This is a genomic window from Flavobacterium koreense (genome assembly GCF_054776075.1).
This window is the reverse complement of sequence record NZ_BAAHCF010000002.1, coordinates 38,297-58,416: the sequence shown is the minus strand read 5'-3', so window position 1 is coordinate 58,416 and position 20,120 is coordinate 38,297. Positions and strand designations below refer to the sequence as shown.

At 31.9% G+C, this 20,120-nt stretch carries 14 protein-coding genes; 4 read left to right on the top strand and 10 right to left on the bottom strand.

The window, feature by feature from the left end; all coding sequences use genetic code 11:
- Window positions 1-43: 43 nt before the first annotated feature.
- The 3 genes from ACYU7A_RS00570 to uvrC form a co-directional block, all read right to left on the bottom strand.
- Window positions 44-1,516 carry an amino acid permease gene (locus ACYU7A_RS00570; RefSeq protein WP_460573418.1) on the bottom strand — a complete coding sequence of 491 codons (1,473 nt, stop codon included), beginning with the start codon at window positions 1,514-1,516 and terminating at the stop codon, window positions 44-46.
- A gap of 78 nt (window positions 1,517-1,594) precedes the next feature.
- Window positions 1,595-3,808 (bottom strand): patatin-like phospholipase family protein, encoded by a 2,214-nt coding sequence (locus ACYU7A_RS00565; protein ID WP_460573416.1) that lies wholly within the window; start codon window positions 3,806-3,808, stop codon window positions 1,595-1,597.
- A gap of 37 nt (window positions 3,809-3,845) precedes the next feature.
- Entirely contained in the window at window positions 3,846-5,639 is a 1,794-nt protein-coding gene (uvrC, locus tag ACYU7A_RS00560; protein ID WP_460573414.1) for an excinuclease ABC subunit UvrC, read from the bottom strand.
- Window positions 5,640-5,745: 106 nt separating this feature from the next.
- Here uvrC and ACYU7A_RS00555 point away from each other — a divergent pair, with 106 nt between their 5' ends.
- The gene (locus ACYU7A_RS00555; RefSeq protein WP_460573412.1) at window positions 5,746-6,981 is read left to right on the top strand and encodes a pyridoxal-dependent decarboxylase; all 1,236 of its coding nucleotides are present in this window, start codon (window positions 5,746-5,748) and stop codon (window positions 6,979-6,981) included.
- Window positions 6,974-7,537, top strand: coding sequence for a 5-formyltetrahydrofolate cyclo-ligase (locus tag ACYU7A_RS00550; RefSeq protein ID WP_460573410.1), 564 nt, complete (start codon window positions 6,974-6,976; stop codon window positions 7,535-7,537). Before ACYU7A_RS00555 ends, ACYU7A_RS00550 begins: the two co-directional genes overlap by 8 nt.
- Here ACYU7A_RS00550 and ACYU7A_RS00545 read toward each other — a convergent pair.
- The 3 genes from ACYU7A_RS00545 to ileS all read right to left on the bottom strand — a co-directional run bounded on the left by ACYU7A_RS00545 (window position 7,534) and on the right by ileS (window position 12,060).
- A complete protein-coding gene (locus ACYU7A_RS00545; protein WP_460573408.1) occupies window positions 7,534-8,184 on the bottom strand; it encodes a lipoprotein signal peptidase in 651 nt (216 codons plus the stop codon). The genes ACYU7A_RS00550 and ACYU7A_RS00545 overlap by 4 nt on opposite strands.
- A gap of 86 nt (window positions 8,185-8,270) precedes the next feature.
- Window positions 8,271-8,651 carry a TraR/DksA family transcriptional regulator gene (locus ACYU7A_RS00540; RefSeq protein ID WP_460573406.1) on the bottom strand — a complete coding sequence of 127 codons (381 nt, stop codon included), beginning with the start codon at window positions 8,649-8,651 and terminating at the stop codon, window positions 8,271-8,273.
- A 7-nt stretch (window positions 8,652-8,658) separates the two neighbouring features.
- Window positions 8,659-12,060, bottom strand: a complete 3,402-nt coding sequence (ileS, locus tag ACYU7A_RS00535) for an isoleucine--tRNA ligase (RefSeq protein WP_460573404.1) — start codon at window positions 12,058-12,060, stop codon at window positions 8,659-8,661.
- Window positions 12,061-12,289: 229 nt separating this feature from the next.
- Here ileS and ACYU7A_RS00530 point away from each other — a divergent pair, with 229 nt between their 5' ends.
- Window positions 12,290-13,381, top strand: coding sequence for an acyltransferase family protein (locus tag ACYU7A_RS00530; protein ID WP_460573402.1), 1,092 nt, complete (start codon window positions 12,290-12,292; stop codon window positions 13,379-13,381).
- Here the strand turns inward: ACYU7A_RS00530 and recO are convergent.
- The 3 genes from recO to gdhA form a co-directional block, all read right to left on the bottom strand.
- Window positions 13,361-14,074, bottom strand: a complete 714-nt coding sequence (gene recO / locus ACYU7A_RS00525) for a DNA repair protein RecO (RefSeq protein ID WP_396144868.1) — start codon at window positions 14,072-14,074, stop codon at window positions 13,361-13,363. The genes ACYU7A_RS00530 and recO overlap by 21 nt on opposite strands.
- Window positions 14,074-16,371 carry a type IX secretion system anionic LPS delivery protein PorZ gene (porZ, locus tag ACYU7A_RS00520; RefSeq protein ID WP_460573400.1) on the bottom strand — a complete coding sequence of 766 codons (2,298 nt, stop codon included), beginning with the start codon at window positions 16,369-16,371 and terminating at the stop codon, window positions 14,074-14,076. The genes recO and porZ overlap by 1 nt, the downstream gene beginning before the upstream one ends.
- Window positions 16,372-16,498: 127 nt before the next feature.
- Window positions 16,499-17,842, bottom strand: coding sequence for an NADP-specific glutamate dehydrogenase (gene gdhA / locus ACYU7A_RS00515; protein WP_460573398.1), 1,344 nt, complete (start codon window positions 17,840-17,842; stop codon window positions 16,499-16,501).
- A 261-nt stretch (window positions 17,843-18,103) separates the two neighbouring features.
- On the opposite strand from gdhA, the gene ACYU7A_RS00510 reads away from it, so the two are divergent.
- Window positions 18,104-18,892, top strand: a complete 789-nt coding sequence (locus ACYU7A_RS00510; RefSeq protein ID WP_460573396.1) for a THC0290_0291 family protein — start codon at window positions 18,104-18,106, stop codon at window positions 18,890-18,892.
- A 60-nt stretch (window positions 18,893-18,952) separates the two neighbouring features.
- Here the strand turns inward: ACYU7A_RS00510 and ACYU7A_RS00505 are convergent, their stop codons facing one another.
- Window positions 18,953-20,095 (bottom strand): cystathionine gamma-synthase, encoded by a 1,143-nt coding sequence (locus ACYU7A_RS00505; protein WP_460573394.1) that lies wholly within the window; start codon window positions 20,093-20,095, stop codon window positions 18,953-18,955.
- Window positions 20,096-20,120: the final 25 nt, after the last annotated feature.

The following is a 20,120-nucleotide window of genomic DNA, read 5'->3' as shown; positions in this document are numbered from 1 at the left end:
TAATCATTTTTAATGCTTTTTTCAGAATAATCAGAAAATAAAATTATTTAGGATTGTTCAAATTACTATGCTTTTTGCTATATCCAAAATATATTATCAATCCTAGTGCTAACCAAACCGCAAGTCTTAACCAGTTAGTCCACCCTAAACCATAGATCATTGCTAGACAAACAAAAACTCCTAATATTGGAACTAAAGGAACTAAAGGTGTTTTAAATTCACGTTTCATATCAGGTTCTGTTTTTCTCAAAACAATTACAGAAATACATACTAAAATAAAAGCAAATAATGTTCCTATACTAGTCATATCACCAACAATGTCTCCAGGTACAAATGCTGCAAACAATCCAACGATTACTAAAATAGCTAGGTTTGCTTTGTAAGGCGTTTTATATTTTGAATGTAAATCTCCAAAAGCTTTTGGTAATAAACCATCACGACCCATAGCGTAGAATACTCTCGATTGCCCAAGTAACATTACTAAAATTACAGAGGTAAATCCAAATAAAATAGCTACTGTTACAAATTGTGCTAACCATCCAAAACCAGGCATCGCTGATGTTATTGCATTTGCAACAGATGCTTCTTTTCCTCCATTTCTGAAGAAATCAACAGACTCTAAACCAGTTAATACGTGAGCAAAAAGAATATATAAAATTGTACAAATAGCTAATGAACCTAAAATTCCAATAGGCATATCGCGTTTTGGATTTTTTGTTTCTTGAGCAGCTGTACTTACTGCATCAAAACCAATGAATGCAAAAAATACTGTACCAGCTGCACCAAGTATTCCCATAATGCCTCCAAAATTATGACCAACTCCGTGTTCATCTGTAAAAATTGAACTTTCAGGAATGTATGGAGTATGGTTCTCAGGATTGATAAAGCTCCATCCAAAAACGATAATCATTACAACAATTGCAACTTTTACAACAACTATAATTCCATTTACAAAAGCTGATTCTTGAGTTCCTTTTATTAAAAGCAAGCTAATAACCGCAACGATAAACAATGCAGGTAAATTTATTATACCTGAAACACCATCAGCTGAAGTTTGAAATGGAGAATGGCATAATTCATATGGAATTGGACTAGTATGGAGGACATTGACCAGAAGATTATTGAGATATTCGCTCCAAGCAATTCCAACTGTAGCAGCTCCAACAGCATATTCTAATATTAAATCCCAACCAATAATCCATGCAAGTAATTCTCCCATAGTTGCATAAGTATAAGTGTAGGCACTTCCAGAAATTGGAATAGATGATGATAATTCTGCATAACATAAACCAGCTAGCGCACAACCGATTGCTGCAACTATAAAACCAATTGTAACTGATGGACCAGCATTTTGAGCCGCAGCTGTTGCTGTTCTAACAAAAAGTCCTGCTCCAATAATAGCTCCTATTCCTAATGCTACTAATGACCAAGCTGTTAATGTTCTTTTTAATCCTTTTTCAGAGTCTGATGCTTCAGCGAGCAACATAGACATAGGTTTTCTTTTCCAAATAGACATAATGTAGTTTTTTAGTTTATTGTGTTCAAATATACTTTTTTTGTTTAATAATTTTACGAAAATAGAAAAATTATAGATTTAAAACCAAAATCCTACATTAATCCAAGTAAATCCTTTAGGTAATTCTGGTGACCAAGAATATTTAATTTCAATTGGTCCTAAAACGGTTTCAAGTCCGTATCCAACTGCATATCCAGAGTATCTAGGTGTTGAAAGCCAATTGCCTGAACTGAATAATTTATTTTCAACATTGGCATAGTTTGCTGAAAAATTAATGTGATTTTTCTTTAAGAACTCTACATCAATTGTGGCTAATGATTTTATATAGCTATCTGCTGCGATACTTAAAAAATCGTAACCATAAAAATGTTTGAAATTATTTATTGTATTAAATCCATAACCACCTAAAACAAAATCTAAGAAATGAACACTATCTTCTCCGAAAGAGAAACCAGCCTCTGATTGAAATCTTAAATTAAATATTTTATAAAAAGTTCTTGTAATTCCCGCTTCTCCTTTTAAAATTGAGAATTTATTGAATTGATTTGTATAATCACTTGATTGCAAATAAGTTTGTAAATCTCCATTAAAAAACCATCCTTTTTTAGGAAAAAATTTATTATCAAAAGAATCATATTTTAAATATCCGAATGCACTTGCATAATTGCTGTTTTCAAAAATTGTGTTATTGCTTTCTAACGTTTTTGATCTAATTTTTAAATGTTTTAATTCTAATCCAGCTCCTATTAAAAACTTTTGTGCAAATATTGTCTGAACATAGGCTTGATTTGTAATATCAGAAAAATCTACGTTTAAGGAATTAATTCCGTATTGAGAAAAAAGATTACCATCATTAAAGTCTGTTAAAACATTTTTATTGAATTGATTAAATTGAGATTTAAAACCGAAACTAAAATAAAACCCGTTATCGATGTAATAATTAAGGTTGTATCTGAAATTATCTCCAAGTCCTAAATCTATTGCTAAAACGTCGTTTCTTAAAAAGAGTTTTTTCTGTGTTAGATTAACTAAAACTGCACTTTTATATAAGTCATCATAATGTAATCCGAATTTTAAAAACGTTTTATTCTTGTTCTCAATTAAATTTAAATTAATGTCATCGCCGTTTGTTAATTCATTGATTTGATAGTTAATAGCACTAAAATTTCCTGTTGCATCAAGAGTATTAATTCCTGTTTTTAACTGATCATAACTAATTACATTTCCTCTTTTAAAACCAAGCTTACCGATTACATAAGCATGGGTGTAATCTTTAAGAGTATTGATTGTTATTCTCTTAACATCTAAACTATCTCTAGTAACATTTAGTTTCTGAGTTTTATAATTTCTTGTTTCTGAACTCAACTTTTTTAATTCATCAAATACCTTTAATGCCGCATCTTCTCCTTTTTGAATAATTTCTTGGCCTTTGTCGAAGGTAATAACTGTATAGTCTTTAATATCTGGTTTTATGTAGATATCTGTCTTTTTTATCTTCTCTTTCATACCTTCAATCATCTGAAGATTTGAAATTTGAACCAAAATCTTTGTAGCTTCTTTCAATGAATTTCTTCCTTTTAATCCGTCTTGAACATCAACACCAATAATGATATCAGCTCCCATTTTTTTTACCTCATCTATAGGGTAATTATTAGTTACACCACCATCTATTAACATTTTTCCATCTATTTCTAAAGGAGAAAACAATGTTGGAAAAGCAGAACTGGCTAAAAGTGCTTGAGCTAAATATCCTTTATCTAGAACTAATTGTTCACCAGTTTCTATATCGGTTGCAATGCATAAAAAAGGAATTGGAAGTTTATTAAAATCTCTAATATGCCTTACAGAATGGGTAAGTTTTGTAAGTAAATTGTAATTATACATTCCTTTTGAAAGTGCTATTGGAACTCCAACACTGAATTTATTGAATGGTAATGAAATTGCGTAAAGCTCATCATTACGCTTTTCATAAAAACTTTTTGAAGACCTTGGTATGTAATCTTTTAAAAGTTGATCAAAATTTGTATCGTGAAATATTGAATCTATTTGCATGGCACTATATCCTGTAGCATATAATCCTCCAACTACAGCACCCATACTTGTTCCTCCAATATAATCTATTTTGACTCCAGCTTTTTCTAGCACTTTTAAAACTCCGATATGGGCAAATCCTTTTGCTCCACCGCCGGTTAAAACTAATCCGATTTTTTTTCTTTGAATGGTGTCTTGCGAAAATGAGTGTAGAGGTAAAAGAATCGTCAGTAAAAAATAAATAAAAATTTTAAATTTCACTTTTTGTCTTCCAAATTTTAATCTTAGACACATATGATTATTCTTTTTTGTAAAATTCGATAATTTTTTTGGATTTAGATACACCAACCACGTCAGAAATTTCTTTTTCTGAAGCTAATTTCAATCTTTTAACACTTTTGAAATGTTTTATTAATGTGAGCATGGTTTTTTCACCTATTCCAGGAATGGTTTCTATGGATGAATTTAAGGCAGATTTGCTTCGCTTGTCTCGATGAAATGTGATTCCGAATCGGTGCGCTTCGTTTCTTAAAAACTGAATAACCTTTAAAGTCTCAGATTTTTTGTCAAGATATAATGGAACCGAATCTCCAGGATAAAAGAGTTCTTCTAATCGTTTTGCAATTCCAATGATGGCAATTTTTCCACGCAAACCTAAATCGTCAATGCTTTTTAATGCCGAAGAAAGTTGTCCTTTTCCCCCATCGATGATAATTAGTTGTGGCAAAGGTTGATTTTCGTCTAAAAGACGTTTATATCTTCGGTAAACGACTTCTTCCATCGATGCGAAATCGTTTGGCCCTTCTACGGTTTTTATATTGAAATGACGATAATCTTTTTTGGATGGTTTTCCGTCTTTAAAAACTACACAAGCCGCAACCGGATTGGTTCCTTGAATATTGGAATTATCAAAACATTCGATATGTCTTGGTTCTACAGAAAGGCGTAAATCTTTTTGCATTTGCGCCATAATTCTATTTGTATGACGCTCTGGATCAACAATTTGAATTTGTTTTAATTGGTCTAAACGGTAATATTTGGCATTTCTTTCGGATAATTCTAAAATGTGTTTTTTGTCGCCGAGTTGTGGAATGGTAATCTTTACATTTTCGCCTAAATTCAATGCAAAAGGCAAAACAATTTCTTTGGAAGTCAAATGAAAACGCTCACGAAGTTCGACAACTGCCAATTCTAAAAGTTCTTCGTCGGTTTCGTCTAATTTTTTCTTTAATTCTAAAGTATGCGAACGAATGATTGCGCCATGAGCAATTTGCAAAAAGTTGACATAAGCCATAGTTTCATCAGAAATAATGGAAAACACATCGATATTGGAAATCTTCGGATTTAGAACCGTTGAACGCGATTGATAATTTTCGAGAACTTCTATTTTTTCTTTGATTTGTTGAGCTTCTTCAAATTGCATATTGGTTGCAAATTCTTGCATTTTGGATTTGAAATCCTTCAAACTTTCTTTGAAGTTTCCTTTCAATATTTCACGAATGGCGTTGACTTGAATTTGATAATGTTCAGCTGTTTCGTATCCTTCACATCCGCCTTTGCAATTTCCAATATGAAATTCTAAACACACTTTAAATTTTCCTTTTTCAATATTTTGAGATGACAAATCAAAGTTGCAAGTTCGCAATGGATACAACTCTTTTATTAAATCCAAAATCGTATTTACCGTTTTGAAATTGGTATAAGGTCCAAAATATTCCGAACCGTCTTTTATCATTCTTCTAGTTGGAAAAATTCTTGGAAATGGTTCTTTTTTGATACAAATCCATGGATAGGTTTTATCATCTCGCAATAAAACATTGTATCTTGGCTGAAGTTTTTTAATCAAATTATTTTCCAACAAAAGTGCATCTTGTTCAGACGAAACGACAATATGTTTTATAGTAACAATTTTGCGAACCAAGACATTCGTTTTTCCGTTATCGTGAACTTTGTTGAAATAGGAAGAAACGCGTTTTTTGAGATTTTTGGCTTTTCCTACATATAGAATTTTATCCTCTTTATCGTAATACTGATATACTCCAGGATTATCGGGTAAGGTTTGTATTTGAAGTTCTAAAGATGGATTGTTCATGTAACAAAGTTAATTTGAATTGTATCAAAAAACAAGAATTTAACAACCTAACAATTATCATGTTTTATTTTAGTCTGTTGAAGTAGTTTTGGCGAAAATTATAGGTATGATTTATTGGAAAAAACTCCCAAAAGAAGAACGTAAAACCAAGATACAAAATGCTTTAAAAGCAAATGTGAATTTCGCAAAAGATACTTCTTTGGGTTATCCTGCGTCAAAATTGGACGGAAAAGTATTTTTTGATGCTGATTTTTTGAAAGATGCTCCTGTTTTGCAAACCTTTGTTTCTAATCCAAATCACATTGGATGTCACACTTTAGGTGATTCTGAAAGTGCTTTTAAAGGAACTCATGAGTTAGAAAAAGAAGTTTTGAATGTTCTTGCCGTTGATATTTTTAAATCAAAACCCAACGAATTTGATGGTTATATTTCTCCTGGTGGAACAGAAGCTAATATTCAAGCCATTTGGATGTATCGCAACTTTTTCATGTACAAAAAAGACGCAAATCTTGACGAAATTGTAATCCTAGCTTCAGAAGATACACATTATTCAATTCCGAAAGGTGCAAATCTTTTGCAATTGGATTGTTTGAAAATTCCAGTTTCATTTGAAAAACGAGAAATTAATAAAATTGCTTTAGAAGAAATCATAGTTAAAGCCAAAAATAATGGAAAGAAATATTTCATAGTGGTTTCAAATATGGGAACTACTATGTTTGGTTCTGTTGATAATCCAGAAGATTATATTACTATTTTAGAAAAACATAATTTAGATTATAAACTTCATATTGACGGCGCTTATGGCGGATTTGTTTATCCGTTTAGCAATGAAAATTCTAATATAAACTTTAGTAATCCTAAAATTAGTTCAATTACAATTGATGCTCATAAAATGCTTAAAGCCCCATATGGAACTGGGATTTTTATTTGTCGAAAAGGATTAATCGAAAATGTGTTAACCAAAGAAGCGCAATATGTAGAAGGAATGGATTTAACACTTTGTGGAAGTCGTTCAGGCGCTAATGCAATTTCAGTTTGGATGATTTTGTTTACTTATGGTCCTCACAAATGGTTTGAAAAAATTAGTGTTTTACAAATGAGAACGCAGTTTTTATGTAATGAATTGGATAAATTAGGTATCAAGTATTTCCGTGAACCGTTTATGAATATTGTTACTATTCACGCTGAATTTATTCCAAGAGAAATAGCAGAAAAATTTGATTTAGTTCCAGAAACACACAATCATGAAAATAAATGGTACAAAATTGTGTTGATGAATCACGTAGAAGTGCAACATTTAACTACTTTTATAGACGAATTGAAGTCGTCTGTTTATGCATAAAAAAGAGTTAAGAAAAAAGTACAAAGAGTTAAGACAAGATTTGACTCCTGAAGCAATTGAAGATAAAAGTTTGGCTATTGCTAATCGATTATTGCAGTTGGATGTTTGGGATAAAACCTATTACCATTTATTCCTGTCAATTGAAGAACAAAAAGAAATTGATACGGAATTCATTCTTCAAATTTTAGCTGGAAAAGATAAAGAAATTGTAGTTTCTAAAAGTGATTTTGCTACTTTAGGAATGACACATTATCTTCTTACGGACAACACCAAATTCAAGAAAAACGAATACAATATTCCAGAACCTGTTGATGGTTTGGAAGTTCCTGTAACTAAAATTGATGTAGTTTTTGTGCCGCTTTTAGCTTTTGATGTAAAAGGAAATCGAGTGGGTTATGGCAAAGGATTTTATGACAAATTTTTATCCGAATGCAAACCAGAAACTATAAAAATTGGATTATCTTTCTTTGAAGCAGAAGAATTTATTGAAGATATTTCAGAAAATGATATTCAATTGGATTTTTGTGTTACACCAAATAAACTATATTTTTTCTAGATTGCATCGTCATCTAATTTATTAGAAAACTTAACGTTAGGTGGAAGTTTTACAGGAGCAAATGCTCTTTTATTAAAGAATATTAATATTCCAACTCCAACAGAAATTGCAAAATCTGCAACATTAAAAATTGCATTAAAAAATCTAAAATCATCACCGCCCCAAAAAGGAATCCAGTCTGGTAATTTACCTTCCCAAATTGGAAATTCAAACATATCAACAACTCTTCCGTGAAACCAATCGCCATAAGGTTGTTCTGGGAAATAAGTAGCTAGATGATATCTCGTGCTTTCATCAAACATAACTCCATATAGGACAGAGTCAATGATATTTCCTAAAGCTCCTGCAAAAATTAAGGCAATTGCAGTAATTAAAAATTTAGATTTTCCTTTTTCAACTGAATCCCACAACCAATATCCAATACCACCAACAGCTAAAATTCTAAATAAAGTTAAGAATAATTTACCATATTCACCTGGTATTTTTGTTCCCCAAGCCATACCTTCATTTTCAATAAAAGTAATATTAAACCAACTCAACACTTGATAAGGTTCTCCATAGTAAAAGTTGGTTTTTACGTAAACTTTTGAGAATTGATCTACAATTAATATAAGGATAATGATAAGTGCTGCGTGCCTAAGTTTCATTTTTTGATTTTTGTGTGCAAAAGTACTACTATTTTCTATGAAAAACGCTCCTTTTTGGAGCGTTTTATGTTAAATACAAACAACAATTATCGTTGTAAATTCTTAGCTTCGATACTCATTGTAGCATGAGGAACGATTTTTAATCTTTCTTTTCCGATTAATTTTCCTGTTACTTTACAAACACCATAAGTTTTGTTTTCAACACGGAAAAGTGCATTTTTAAGGTCACGAATAAACTTTTCTTGGCGAATTGCTAATTGTGAATTCGCTTCTTTACTCATGGTTTCGCTTCCTTCTTCAAATGCTTTGAATGTTGGTGACGTGTCGTCTGTACCATTATTTAAATCATTCATATAAGCACTTTTGATTAATTCTAAATCCGTTTGTGCTTTTTCAATTTTTGTAAGGATAATTTCTTTGAACTCTGCTAAATCAGCATCAGAGTATCGCATCATTTCTTCAACCATCTGTATACTATTTTGATATTAATATTTTTGTTTTTATGTCATCAAACTCAATTTCTATACCATTTTCTAAATTATCAGTAAAATTTAATTCTTCTGTTAATGTTTCGTCTTTGATATAGCTTTCGTTATTCTTTATTGCTTGTTCTAATTCTCCATTACGTTGAATTTGAACTTTAATTTTATCTGTTACTTCAAAACCAGAATCTTTTCTGATATTTTGAATTCTGTTCACCAATTCTCTTGCTATTCCCTCTTGTTTCAATTCTTCAGAAATTGTAATGTCTAAAGCTACTGTAATTCCGTTAGAATTTGCAACCAACCAACCTGGAATATCTTGTGAAGATATTTCTACATCTTGGGATGTTAAAATTATACTTTTTCCTGAAATAACAAGCGATAGCTCACCTTTAGCATCAATTTCATTGATTTGTTCTTGTGAAAATTTTTGTATCTCACTAGAAATCAATCCCATATCCTTACCAAAACGAGGTCCAAGTGCTTTGAAATTTGGCTTAATTTGCTTCACTAAAACACCCGATGCATCGTCCAAAAGTTCGATTTCTTTGACGTTTACTTCAGCTTTTATCAGGTCAGAAACTGCCTCGATTTCAGCACGCTGCGTCTCGTCAAGTATAGGAATCATAACCTTTTGCAACGGTTGACGTACTTTTATCATTTCCTTTTTACGAAGTGATAAAACTAGTGACGAAACCGTTTGCGCTTTCATCATTTTGCTCTCTAATGATTTATCAACAAAGTTTTCAACCGAAACAGGGAAATTTGCCAAGTGAACACTAGTAAAACTCTCGCTTCCAGTTGCATTAACTAAATTGGTATATAATTTGTCCATAAAAAATGGCGCTATCGGAGCCGAAAGTTTAGCCACATTCAACAAACAAGTATAAAGCGTTTGATAAGCTGCGATTTTATCTGTTCCGTATTCGCCTTTCCAGAATCTTCTTCTGCACAGACGAACATACCAGTTACTTAAATTTTCTTGAACAAAGTCAGAAATAGCTCTTGCCGCTTTTGTTGGTTCGTAATCTGCATAAGCTTCATCAACGGTTTTTATCAAAGTGTGTAATTCTGATAAAATCCAACGATCGATTTCAGGTCTTTCGTTTAATGGAATTTCTGCTTCTTCGTATTTGAAACCATCGATATTAGCGTACAAACTAAAGAACGAATAAGTGTTATATAATGTTCCGAAGAATTTTCTACGAACTTCTGCAACACCTTCGATATCAAATTTCAAGTTATCCCAAGGATTGGCATTCGAAATCATGTACCAACGTGTAGCATCTGGACCATATTCAGCCAAAGTGGTGAATGGATCAACGGCGTTTCCTAGACGTTTCGACATTTTTTGTCCGTTTTTATCCAAAACCAAGCCATTCGAAACTACATTTTTATACGCTATTTTATCAAAAACTAAAGTTCCGATGGCGTGTAATGTATAAAACCATCCACGAGTTTGATCTACACCTTCTGCAATAAAATCAGCTGGAAATGCTTTGTTTTCGTCAATTAAATCTTTGTTTTCAAATGGATAATGCCATTGCGCATAAGGCATCGCACCTGAATCAAACCAAACGTCAATCAAGTCGCTTTCTCGTTTCATCAATTTTCCTGATGGCGAAACCAAAACGATATTATCAACGACATTTTTGTGTAAATCGACTAAATCGTAGTTTTCTTCACTCATATTTCCAACCACAAAACCTTTAAACGGATTTTCTTTTTGGAAACCAGCTGCGATTGATTTTTCTATTTCTGAATACAATTCTTCAACCGAACCGATTAAAATTTCTTCTGTTCCATCTTCGGTTCTCCATATTGGCAATGGAATTCCCCAGTATCTTGAACGCGACAAGTTCCAATCGTTAGCATTTTTCAACCAATTTCCGAAACGACCTTCTCCAGTTGCTTTAGGCTTCCAATTGATGGTTTCGTTCAAATCGAACATTCTATCCTTGATTTCGGTTACTTTGATGAACCATGAATCTAATGGATAATATAAAATTGGCTTGTCGGTTCTCCAACAATGTGGGTAACTGTGAACGTATTTCTCAACTTTGAAAGCCTTATTTTCTTCTTTTAATTGAATAGCAATTTCAACATCGGCAGAGCGTTCTGGAGCTTCGCCATCGTTGTAATATTCGTTTTTAACATATTTTCCAGAATAATTTCCTAAACCATGAATGAATTTACCTTGTAAATCAACTAAAGGAACAGGATTTCCATTTTCGTCAAGAACCAACATTGGTGGTACTTCAGGTGTTGCTTCTTTAGCCACTTTAGCATCATCTGCACCAAAAGTTGGAGCTGTGTGTACAATTCCAGTTCCATCTTCAGTTGTAACGAAATCACCAGAAATTACTCTAAAGGCATTTTCAGGATTTTGATAAGGCAATGCCAATGGCATCAATTGCTCGTAACGAATTCCCACTAAATCAGCACCTTTGAATTCGGCTAAGATTTGATATGGAATATTTTTATCGCCTTCTTTGAAATTTTCAAAATCGGATGGTTCATTTGAAGCAAAAAATCCTTTTCCGAATTGTTTTCCAACAAGGTTTTTAGCCAAAATTACTTTAACAGGTCGAAAAGTGTATTGATTGAAAGTTTCCACCAAAACATAATCGATTTTTGGACCAACGGTCAAAGCGGTATTTGATGGTAAAGTCCAAGGAGTTGTCGTCCAAGCTAAAATGTGAACATCACCAAAACCTTGTAAAAAGCTCGGTAACGTTTCTACTTTCGTTTTGAATTGTGCTACAACTGTTGTATCCGTAACATCTCTGTAACTTCCTGGTTGGTTAACTTCGTGCGAAGACAATCCAGTTCCAGCTTTTGGAGAATACGGTTGAATGGTGTAACCTTTGTATAATAAGTCTTTGTTGTAAATTTGTTTCAACAACCACCAAACGGTTTCCATATATTTGGATTTGTAAGTCACATATGGATCTTCCATATCAACCCAATAACCCATTTTTTCTGTCAAATCGTTCCATACGTCGGTATAACGCATCACAGTTCGTTTACACGCTTCGTTATATTCTTCAACAGAAATGGTTTTTCCGATATCTTCTTTGGTAATTCCTAATTCTTTTTCAGTTCCAAGTTCTACTGGCAAACCGTGAGTATCCCAACCTGCTTTACGTTTTACTTGAAATCCTTTTTGAGTTTTATAACGACAAAAAATATCTTTAATAGCACGAGCCATCACGTGGTGAATTCCAGGTAATCCGTTTGCCGAAGGTGGACCTTCAAAAAACACATATGGAATTGCACCTTCACGCGAAGTTACACTTTGTTCAAAAACGTTGTTTTTCTTCCAAAAATCAAGAACTTCTGATGCTACTGTTGGCAAGTCAAGTCCTTTGTATTCAGTAAATTTTGTGCTCATTTTGTCGTAATCTTAAATCAGTTTGCGAAAGTAATAAATAGTTGTGAGTTATGAGTTATGAGTTATGAGTTTTTGCGATAGTACAAGAAAGAATGTCTAAATTTATCTTTTATGCAAAAACTTCCTTTAAAAATGTTTTTAGATTGTGGATTTTACTTAATTTGACTTTGCATCATTAATTTATTAATTGCACATTTGTGAACTATTTAAATTTTTAATTGAATTCCAAATGGAAAGAATACCAAATATTACAGGACTACGATTCTTTTTAGCAGTTTTTGTAATGATTTTCCATATTTCTGAATTTTGTAGTAAACATGACATTCCGTTTTACAATTCAATACCACTATTTCACAAAGGTTATGAAGCCGTTTGTGTATTTTTTTCATTAAGCGGATTTTTAATTATAAGGCAACTTTATCTTGAAAAAGAAACAACAAACACCATTTCGCTAAAAAACTTTTATATTAGAAGAGCTTTACGAATTTTTCCGCTTTACTTTTTGATTTTACTTTTTGGCTTGACTTATTACAATTATATTCTTCCAAAATTTGGTTTCACTGGTGGATTCAATACTAATTATAATTTATATGAAGGATTGTTGCTTTCAATATTCTTTATGCCAAATGTTTTTGCCGCTTTACACAATCCTGGTGGAATTATAGAAATTCTTTGGTCTATAGGTGTTGAGGAACAATTTTATTTGTTTATTGCTCCAGTATTATTGTTTTTGCCTGTAAGAAAAATAATTTTCTTCTTATTAGTTTCCACCATTGTTTTCTTTACGATATATTTTACTATTGAAGGAAATATTTTATATAAATACACTATGCTGTTTTTTTATTTTACTTCTAGTGGTATCATTTCGATTCTATTATTAAAAAAGCCACAACTATTTAATAATAAATTAGTTATATATATTTCTTTACTTAGTTTTATCCTCTATTTTACAACTAATTATTTTGTAAATTTATTTTCATCTAGCAACTATAATCTTTTCAGTATGTTGCTGTTTTGTTTAGTAATTGGAGTATTGAGCAATAAACCTTATTTCATTTTAAACCATCGTGTTACAATTTATTTGGGTAAAATTTCTTATGGAATTTATGTTTACCATGCAATTGTTATCCAATTGATTGGCTTGATTTATATCAAACTTTTTTCCAATCTTGGTCTCAATAATTATGTTATAATTTTGGTTTATAATGCTATTGTTTTAATAATAACTATTTGCATTTCGCATTTTTCTTATCAATATTTTGAGAAGTTTTTTATGAATTTTTATCGAAATAAATCTGTATCAAGAAAAAACTTCCTTTAATACGTCTAAAGATTTTGGTTTTTTAAATCCATCAAGGTGAATGGAATAGTAATCTAATAAGATTTTTAGAAGTATTTGACGTTCAATTCCTGCGAAAACCTTTTGGTCGGAGTCAAATTTTAAGTTGATTAGTTTTTTGAAGAGAAATGTTTCGTGTTCGTTAAGGCAATTTGTTCCTTGAAAAGGTGAAAAAATGCCATCAACCATTTCAAAAAAATTGAAATCCGTTTCGGAATTATCTGGGTAAAAACCTAAAAATTTTGTTGTTTCTAAAAGTAAAATTAGATGAAAATTGGATGTTTCTTCGTGTGTATCTAACCAAATTAAAGCCGTTTCAAGAAAGGTAAATAAATCTTCATTTTTTTCTTCTTCGTGAATGCTATGGTGTAACATCTCTGACAAGAAAATTACAATAGTACTTTTTACAATATCGGTATTTATGGTTTGATAAGCTGTGGCTAGTTTTATTTCTTTAAAATGCTCTAAAGTACCTTTATTCTTATGATTGGCTTCAATTTCAAGAATAGTTAAAGGTTGAAAATAAGCGATTTTTTGATTTGATTTTTTTCCAGAATAAGCACTTTGCACGAAGTAACTTTTTAATCCGTCGCTTTGTGTAAAACATTTTACAATCAAGCTTTTTTCTTGATATTTTACGGATGAAAGAACGATTGCTTTAGTTTTGACTAACATTACCTGATAATCATTACTTTTTTAACGATTGTATCTATTCCATCTTCTGCAGAAACTAAAATCATATACACACCTGAAGCTACTTTGTGTTTTCCGAAAGCTGTGGTATCCCATTCTATTGTACCTCCTTCTGAAGTAGTTTCATAGACTAAATTTCCTTCAATGTCTGTGATTTTAACAACTGCTTTATTAGTTAAACCTGATATCTTAACTGTTCCTGAAAAACCTGGTCTCACTGGGTTTGGATAAGCATACACATTACTTAAATCATCACTAGGTCTTGTGGCTGTTCCTTTAAAAGAAACTAATCCTTTATCTGTTGCAAAAAAGACTTCTCCTGTAAAACTATCAATTTCAATATCGTTTACATTATTACTTGGAAGTGGCGAATTTTCTTTTGTGAATTTATAAATAGTTTCCTGACCATTTGGCGAAACTAAATATACTCCAGACTCAGCTATCGAAATCCATTTTCTATTCGCGCCATCAACAGCAATATCCATAATAAATTGCTCATAAAACAATTCTTGAGCCAAATCATCTTCTAAAATAATAATTGGTTTTGATTCGATTTCAGTTTCACTAATAAAAGAATCCGCAGAAGGAATATATCTTAATCCTCTTGCTGTTCCTATCCAAACTTGATTTCTATTATCTATTGCAACAGCTCTAACGTCATTTATCGGTAAATTACCATCGGTTCCTGTTCTTATTCTAATAAATTTATTTGCATAATTTTCATTAAATGCAATCAATCCGTTTCCTCTGTAGGAAGGCACCCATTTGGTGTCGTTTTTATCTATAGCTAATTTGGAATATCTCTCTTCAGTTACTGATGCTAATTGATTTTGCCAATCACTTGGCGCTATCCAAGTCCCATCGCTTTTTAATGCTTTAAGTCCTTTAAAAACTAATGAATTTGACATCCAAAGACTGCCTTTACTATCAAATGCGCCTCCATTAATTCTAACTGAAACATATAATGGTGTAACTAACTGTTGGTTCTCAGGTCCGTTTGGTGGTGCACTATTTTGATTGTAAAAAGTGATCACATCATCTTTTATTTTAAGTAAACCATTATGAAAAGAACACACATAGACTTCTTTTTCATTTTTCGGATTGGTTATAATATCTGACAAAGATGTTGCGCCAAATAATTCACTAAAAGGTATTTTGCTCCAACCTGTTTGTCTTGAATATTTGCTTATTCCTTCTTCAAGTAATGTTGGATCGTAAGTTAATGAGTAACCTCCGTAGGTTGCCCAAAGAGTTGTTGATGTTTGTTTTAATCTAAAAATATTATTTCTGTCTGGACCATCTGGCTTTATAACTTGAAAAGTTGTTGGTGCAGATAAAGAGGACGTTAGTAGTCCTTTTTCATTTGTTCCGATGAAAATTTGATTATCAGCTACTGTCGCGCAACTAAAGGAAACAGGTGCTAAAGTATATTGATTACTATTAATAGTTACTGTTTGTTGCAAAGCAGCATTGAAAATATAAATATAATTTTGATTTGTTACAATTAGAAAATCCTCATTAGTCCTTATATCTAATCCACTTTGATTCATGATAAAAAATTCTTCAAAGAAAGTTCCATTATGCTTGTAGAGCCTAGCATTGGTATTCATTCCAACAAGTTTATTTTGAATGGTTGTAATTCCATTCCAATAACCACCATCGAATAGTTGCCATTGATTATAATCTACCAAATTAGGATTTGAAAGAGATGCTTTTTTCATACCATGTATATCGGTCACGGCAAAAATTTCACCATTAAGAATTGTTGTTTGGTATACTTTAACTTGTTGCCCATTATTCCCGATGTAATAAGTATCTCCAAATTCCATTGACGTTAAATCAAAAACTGAAATTCCATAATCACATGATATATAAACCTTTCCATTATGTTCTAAAAAATGATTAATTTTTTTAAGAAATGGTGAAACTGGTACTTCTACTACAATTCCGTTTTTGAAAACTATTTTGCCATCAGGATTCATTACTAAAAGTAATCCGTTTTTATTTCCAACAAGTGTTTTATTAAAACTTTCGCTATGATGAATTGCTGTAATTGTTTCTGCTTTCAGTCCATCAACAGATGTGGTTGTAGCTAAATCGTTAGTAGCTAAATTTTTAGAAAAAATAGAAATTTCTGAAGATGCGTAAATTTTATCTTGTCCTTGACTAATATCTGTTATTTTGTTGTAGGAGAAATAACCTTGCCATTGCGGATTAGTTTGAGCAAAGCCATTTACGAATAGTACTAAAAATAATATTTGAACAAATTTCTTTATCATTTGGTAAATTGCAATTTATAAATACAAATATACTATAAACGTATTTAATTGTAATTTCATATACATCAATAAAAAAACCTTCTCCCAATTAAGAGAGAAGGTTTATATAAATTTGTAAGTGTTTTAATTACACAATTCCTTGCGCTAACATTGCGTCTGCAACTTTTACGAATCCTGCAATATTTGCACCTTTTACGTAGTCTATATAACCATTAGAATCTGAACCATATTTCACACAAGCGGCGTGAATATTCGCCATAATTCCTTTAAGTCTTTCATCAACTTCTTCTGAGGTCCAACTTAAACGTAAAGAGTTTTGAGACATTTCAAGACCAGAAGTTGCAACACCTCCTGCGTTTGAAGCCTTTCCTGGAGCAAATAATATTTTAGCATTTTGGAAAACATGCATTGCTTCTGGAGTTGAAGGCATGTTTGCACCTTCAGCAACACAAATACATCCGTTTGCTACTAATGTTTTAGCTTCTTCTTCGTTCAACTCGTTTTGAGTAGCACATGGTAAAGCAACATCACATTTTACTTCCCAAGGACGTTTTCCGGCTACGAAAGTTGCGTTAGGATATTTAGTTACATAATCAGAAATTCTTCCGTAGTTTACGTTTTTAATTTCCATTACATAAGCTAATTTTTCTGCTGTAATTCCGTCTGCATCATAGATATAACCTGATGAATCTGACATTGTTACAACTTTTCCACCTAATTGAGTAGCTTTTTCTGTAGCATATTGAGCTACATTTCCAGAACCTGAAACTACAACTGTCTTTCCAGCGAAACTATCAACTTTAGTTGCAAGCATACTTTGTGCAAAATACACATCACCATATCCTGTAGCTTCTGGACGGATTAATGAACCCCCGAAAGAAATTCCTTTACCAGTTAAAACTCCAGTAAATTCATTTCTTAATCTTTTATATTGACCAAACATGTAGCCAACTTCTCTTCCACCAACACCAATATCTCCAGCAGGAACGTCAGTGTCTGCACCAATATGTTTAGATAATTCCGTCATAAATGCTTGACAGAATTTCATGATTTCAATATCAGATTTTCCTTTTGGATCAAAATCTGCTCCACCTTTTCCTCCACCCATTGGTAAAGTTGTTAAACTATTTTTGAAAGTTTGCTCAAAAGCTAAAAATTTCAAAATACTTAAATTTACAGATGGATGAAAACGAATTCCTCCTTTGTAAGGTCCAATTGCAGAGTTCATCTGAATTCTGTAACCTCTGTTTACTTGAGTTTTACCAGCGTCGTCAATCCAAGTTACTCTGAACATGATTACTCTTTCTGGTTCAACCATTCTTTCCAAAAGCATTTTGCCTTCGTATTTTTTATTCTCTTCAATAAAAGGAATTACTGTTTCGGCAACTTCCTTAACAGCTTGCATAAATTCTGGCTCGTTAGGGTTTCTTTTAGCAACCGCTTCAATAAAGTTGTTGATACTTTGTGACATAAAATATAATATTAATGTTTAAGAAAACGTTTTCGTAATATTCGACAAATATACATTTTATAAAAATAATGGCACAATTTTTTTTAAATTCTCATAATTTTTATCTTTTTGTTAAGATTTTTTAATGATATGTGAAATTAATGACCTGTTTTAAAACTATTTCTGCTTTTTTTCATAGATATACAAGTATTTTTTTATTTTATTTTATTAGTGAATGATGTTTTTATATATTTGTCGAGAATTGAATTAATCTGTATGAAAATGACCAAGTATTTTATTGTCACTTTATTGCTTTTGTTTGGTGTAACCAACAAGGCACAAGCTCAGTTTGGTTTCTCCCATGAAATTGGTGGTATCATGGGTCCTGTAGCATTTCAGTCTGACTATGGAGAGCGAAACGATATTTCTACAAATGCAGGAAATACTGGTTTTGGTATTGGATTAATCCATTATCTAAATTTTTCATATAAAGCAGAATGTAATTGTTACACTCCTGAGACTTATTTTAATGATCACTTTAAATTAAGAAGTGAATTATCTTACAACAAAACCAATCTTCAACATTTTGGAGAATGGGTTGCAGATAATAAAACTTCATTAGGAGCAAAACAACTAAGAGCAATGCAAGGAAGTACTGCTGTAACAAATATTGGAATGCAATTGGAATTCTTCCCTTTCAGTATTAGGGATTTTACAGCAAATATTGGAAGTTGGGCTCCGTTTGTAAGTCTTGGTGGTCAATTTAGTTTCTTTAAGCCAACTGCGGAATCGAGTTTAGGTCCTGGTTTAGGTCAATTACCAACAGTTACTCCAATAAAATATATTGATGCTTTTGATGTAAAAGGTGGAACAACATGGTCTGTTGTTTCAAGTGTAGGGACAAGATATAAATTAACTGAACTTTCAGATTTAATGGTAGATTTGAGATTTCAATACTATTTTTCAAACTGGGTTGATGGTTTAAGTCCTGATCCTAAAGTTTATTTAGAAAATAGAGCAAACGACTGGAATGTTTGGTTAAACTTTGGATACATCTATTATTTAAATTAATATAATATAAACAGAAATAAAAAACCCCGATTCATTGTATTGAATCGGGTTTTTTGTTTTTTATCTGAATGCTTGTTCTAAATCGGCAAGTAAATCATCTATATCTTCAACACCTGTGCTTAATCTTACTAAGTCATCAGTGATTCCAACTTCAAGACGTTTATCTTCTGGAATTGATGCGTGAGTCATTAATGCTGGGTGATTCGCTAAACTTTCTACTCCACCTAAAGATTCTGCCAAAGTGAAAACTTTAAGTTTTTCTAAAAAGGAAATTGCATCTTCTTTTCTTCCTGATGTGAATGTGAATGAAACCATTCCACCAAAACCACTCATTTGTTTTTTAGCAATATCATGAAAAGGATGATCTGGCAATCCTGGATAATAAACCTTAGCTACTTCTGGATGATTGCTTAAAAATTCGGCCACTTTCATTCCGTTTTCACAATGTCTTTGAACTCTTAGGTGCAAAGTTTTGATTCCTCTTAAAACCAAATAACTATCCATTGGTCCAAGCGTTCCTCCTGTTGCAAATTGCTTAAAGTGTAATTCGTCACCTAATGCTTTATCCTTAATAATCAAAGCGCCTGCAATAACATCCGAATGTCCACCTAGATATTTTGTAGCTGAGTGCATTACAATATCAGCTCCTAAATCTAAAGGTTTTTGTAAGTAAGGCGTTGCAAAAGTATTATCAACTGCAAAAAGGATATTATGTTTTTTAGTGATTTTTGCAATTTCTGAAATATCGGCTAATTTCATTAATGGATTTGTTGGTGTTTCAACCCAAACTAACTTCGTGTTTTCATTAATCAAGGATTGGAACCCATCCAAATCATTCATATCAACGAAGTGAAATTTGATACCACTATCTTTATATAAACGTGTAAATAATCTATAAGTTCCACCATATAAATCGTCCATAGCAATGATTTCGTCACCTGCTTTGAACATTCTTAATAAACAATCTGTAGCTGCCAATCCTGATGCAAATGCTAAACCTCTTGCTCCATTTTCAATTGATGCCAAAGCATCTTCCAAAGCTTGACGAGTTGGATTTGCTGCACGACTATATTCATAGTCACCTACAGGAATTCCTGGACTTGTTTGTGCATAAGTTGAGGTTTGAAAAACTGGAGTCATTACAGCTCCAGTTACTTTTTCGTGGTGTTGACCACCGTGTATTACTTTAGTATTGAATTTCATTATAATAATATTTTTACAAAGGTAT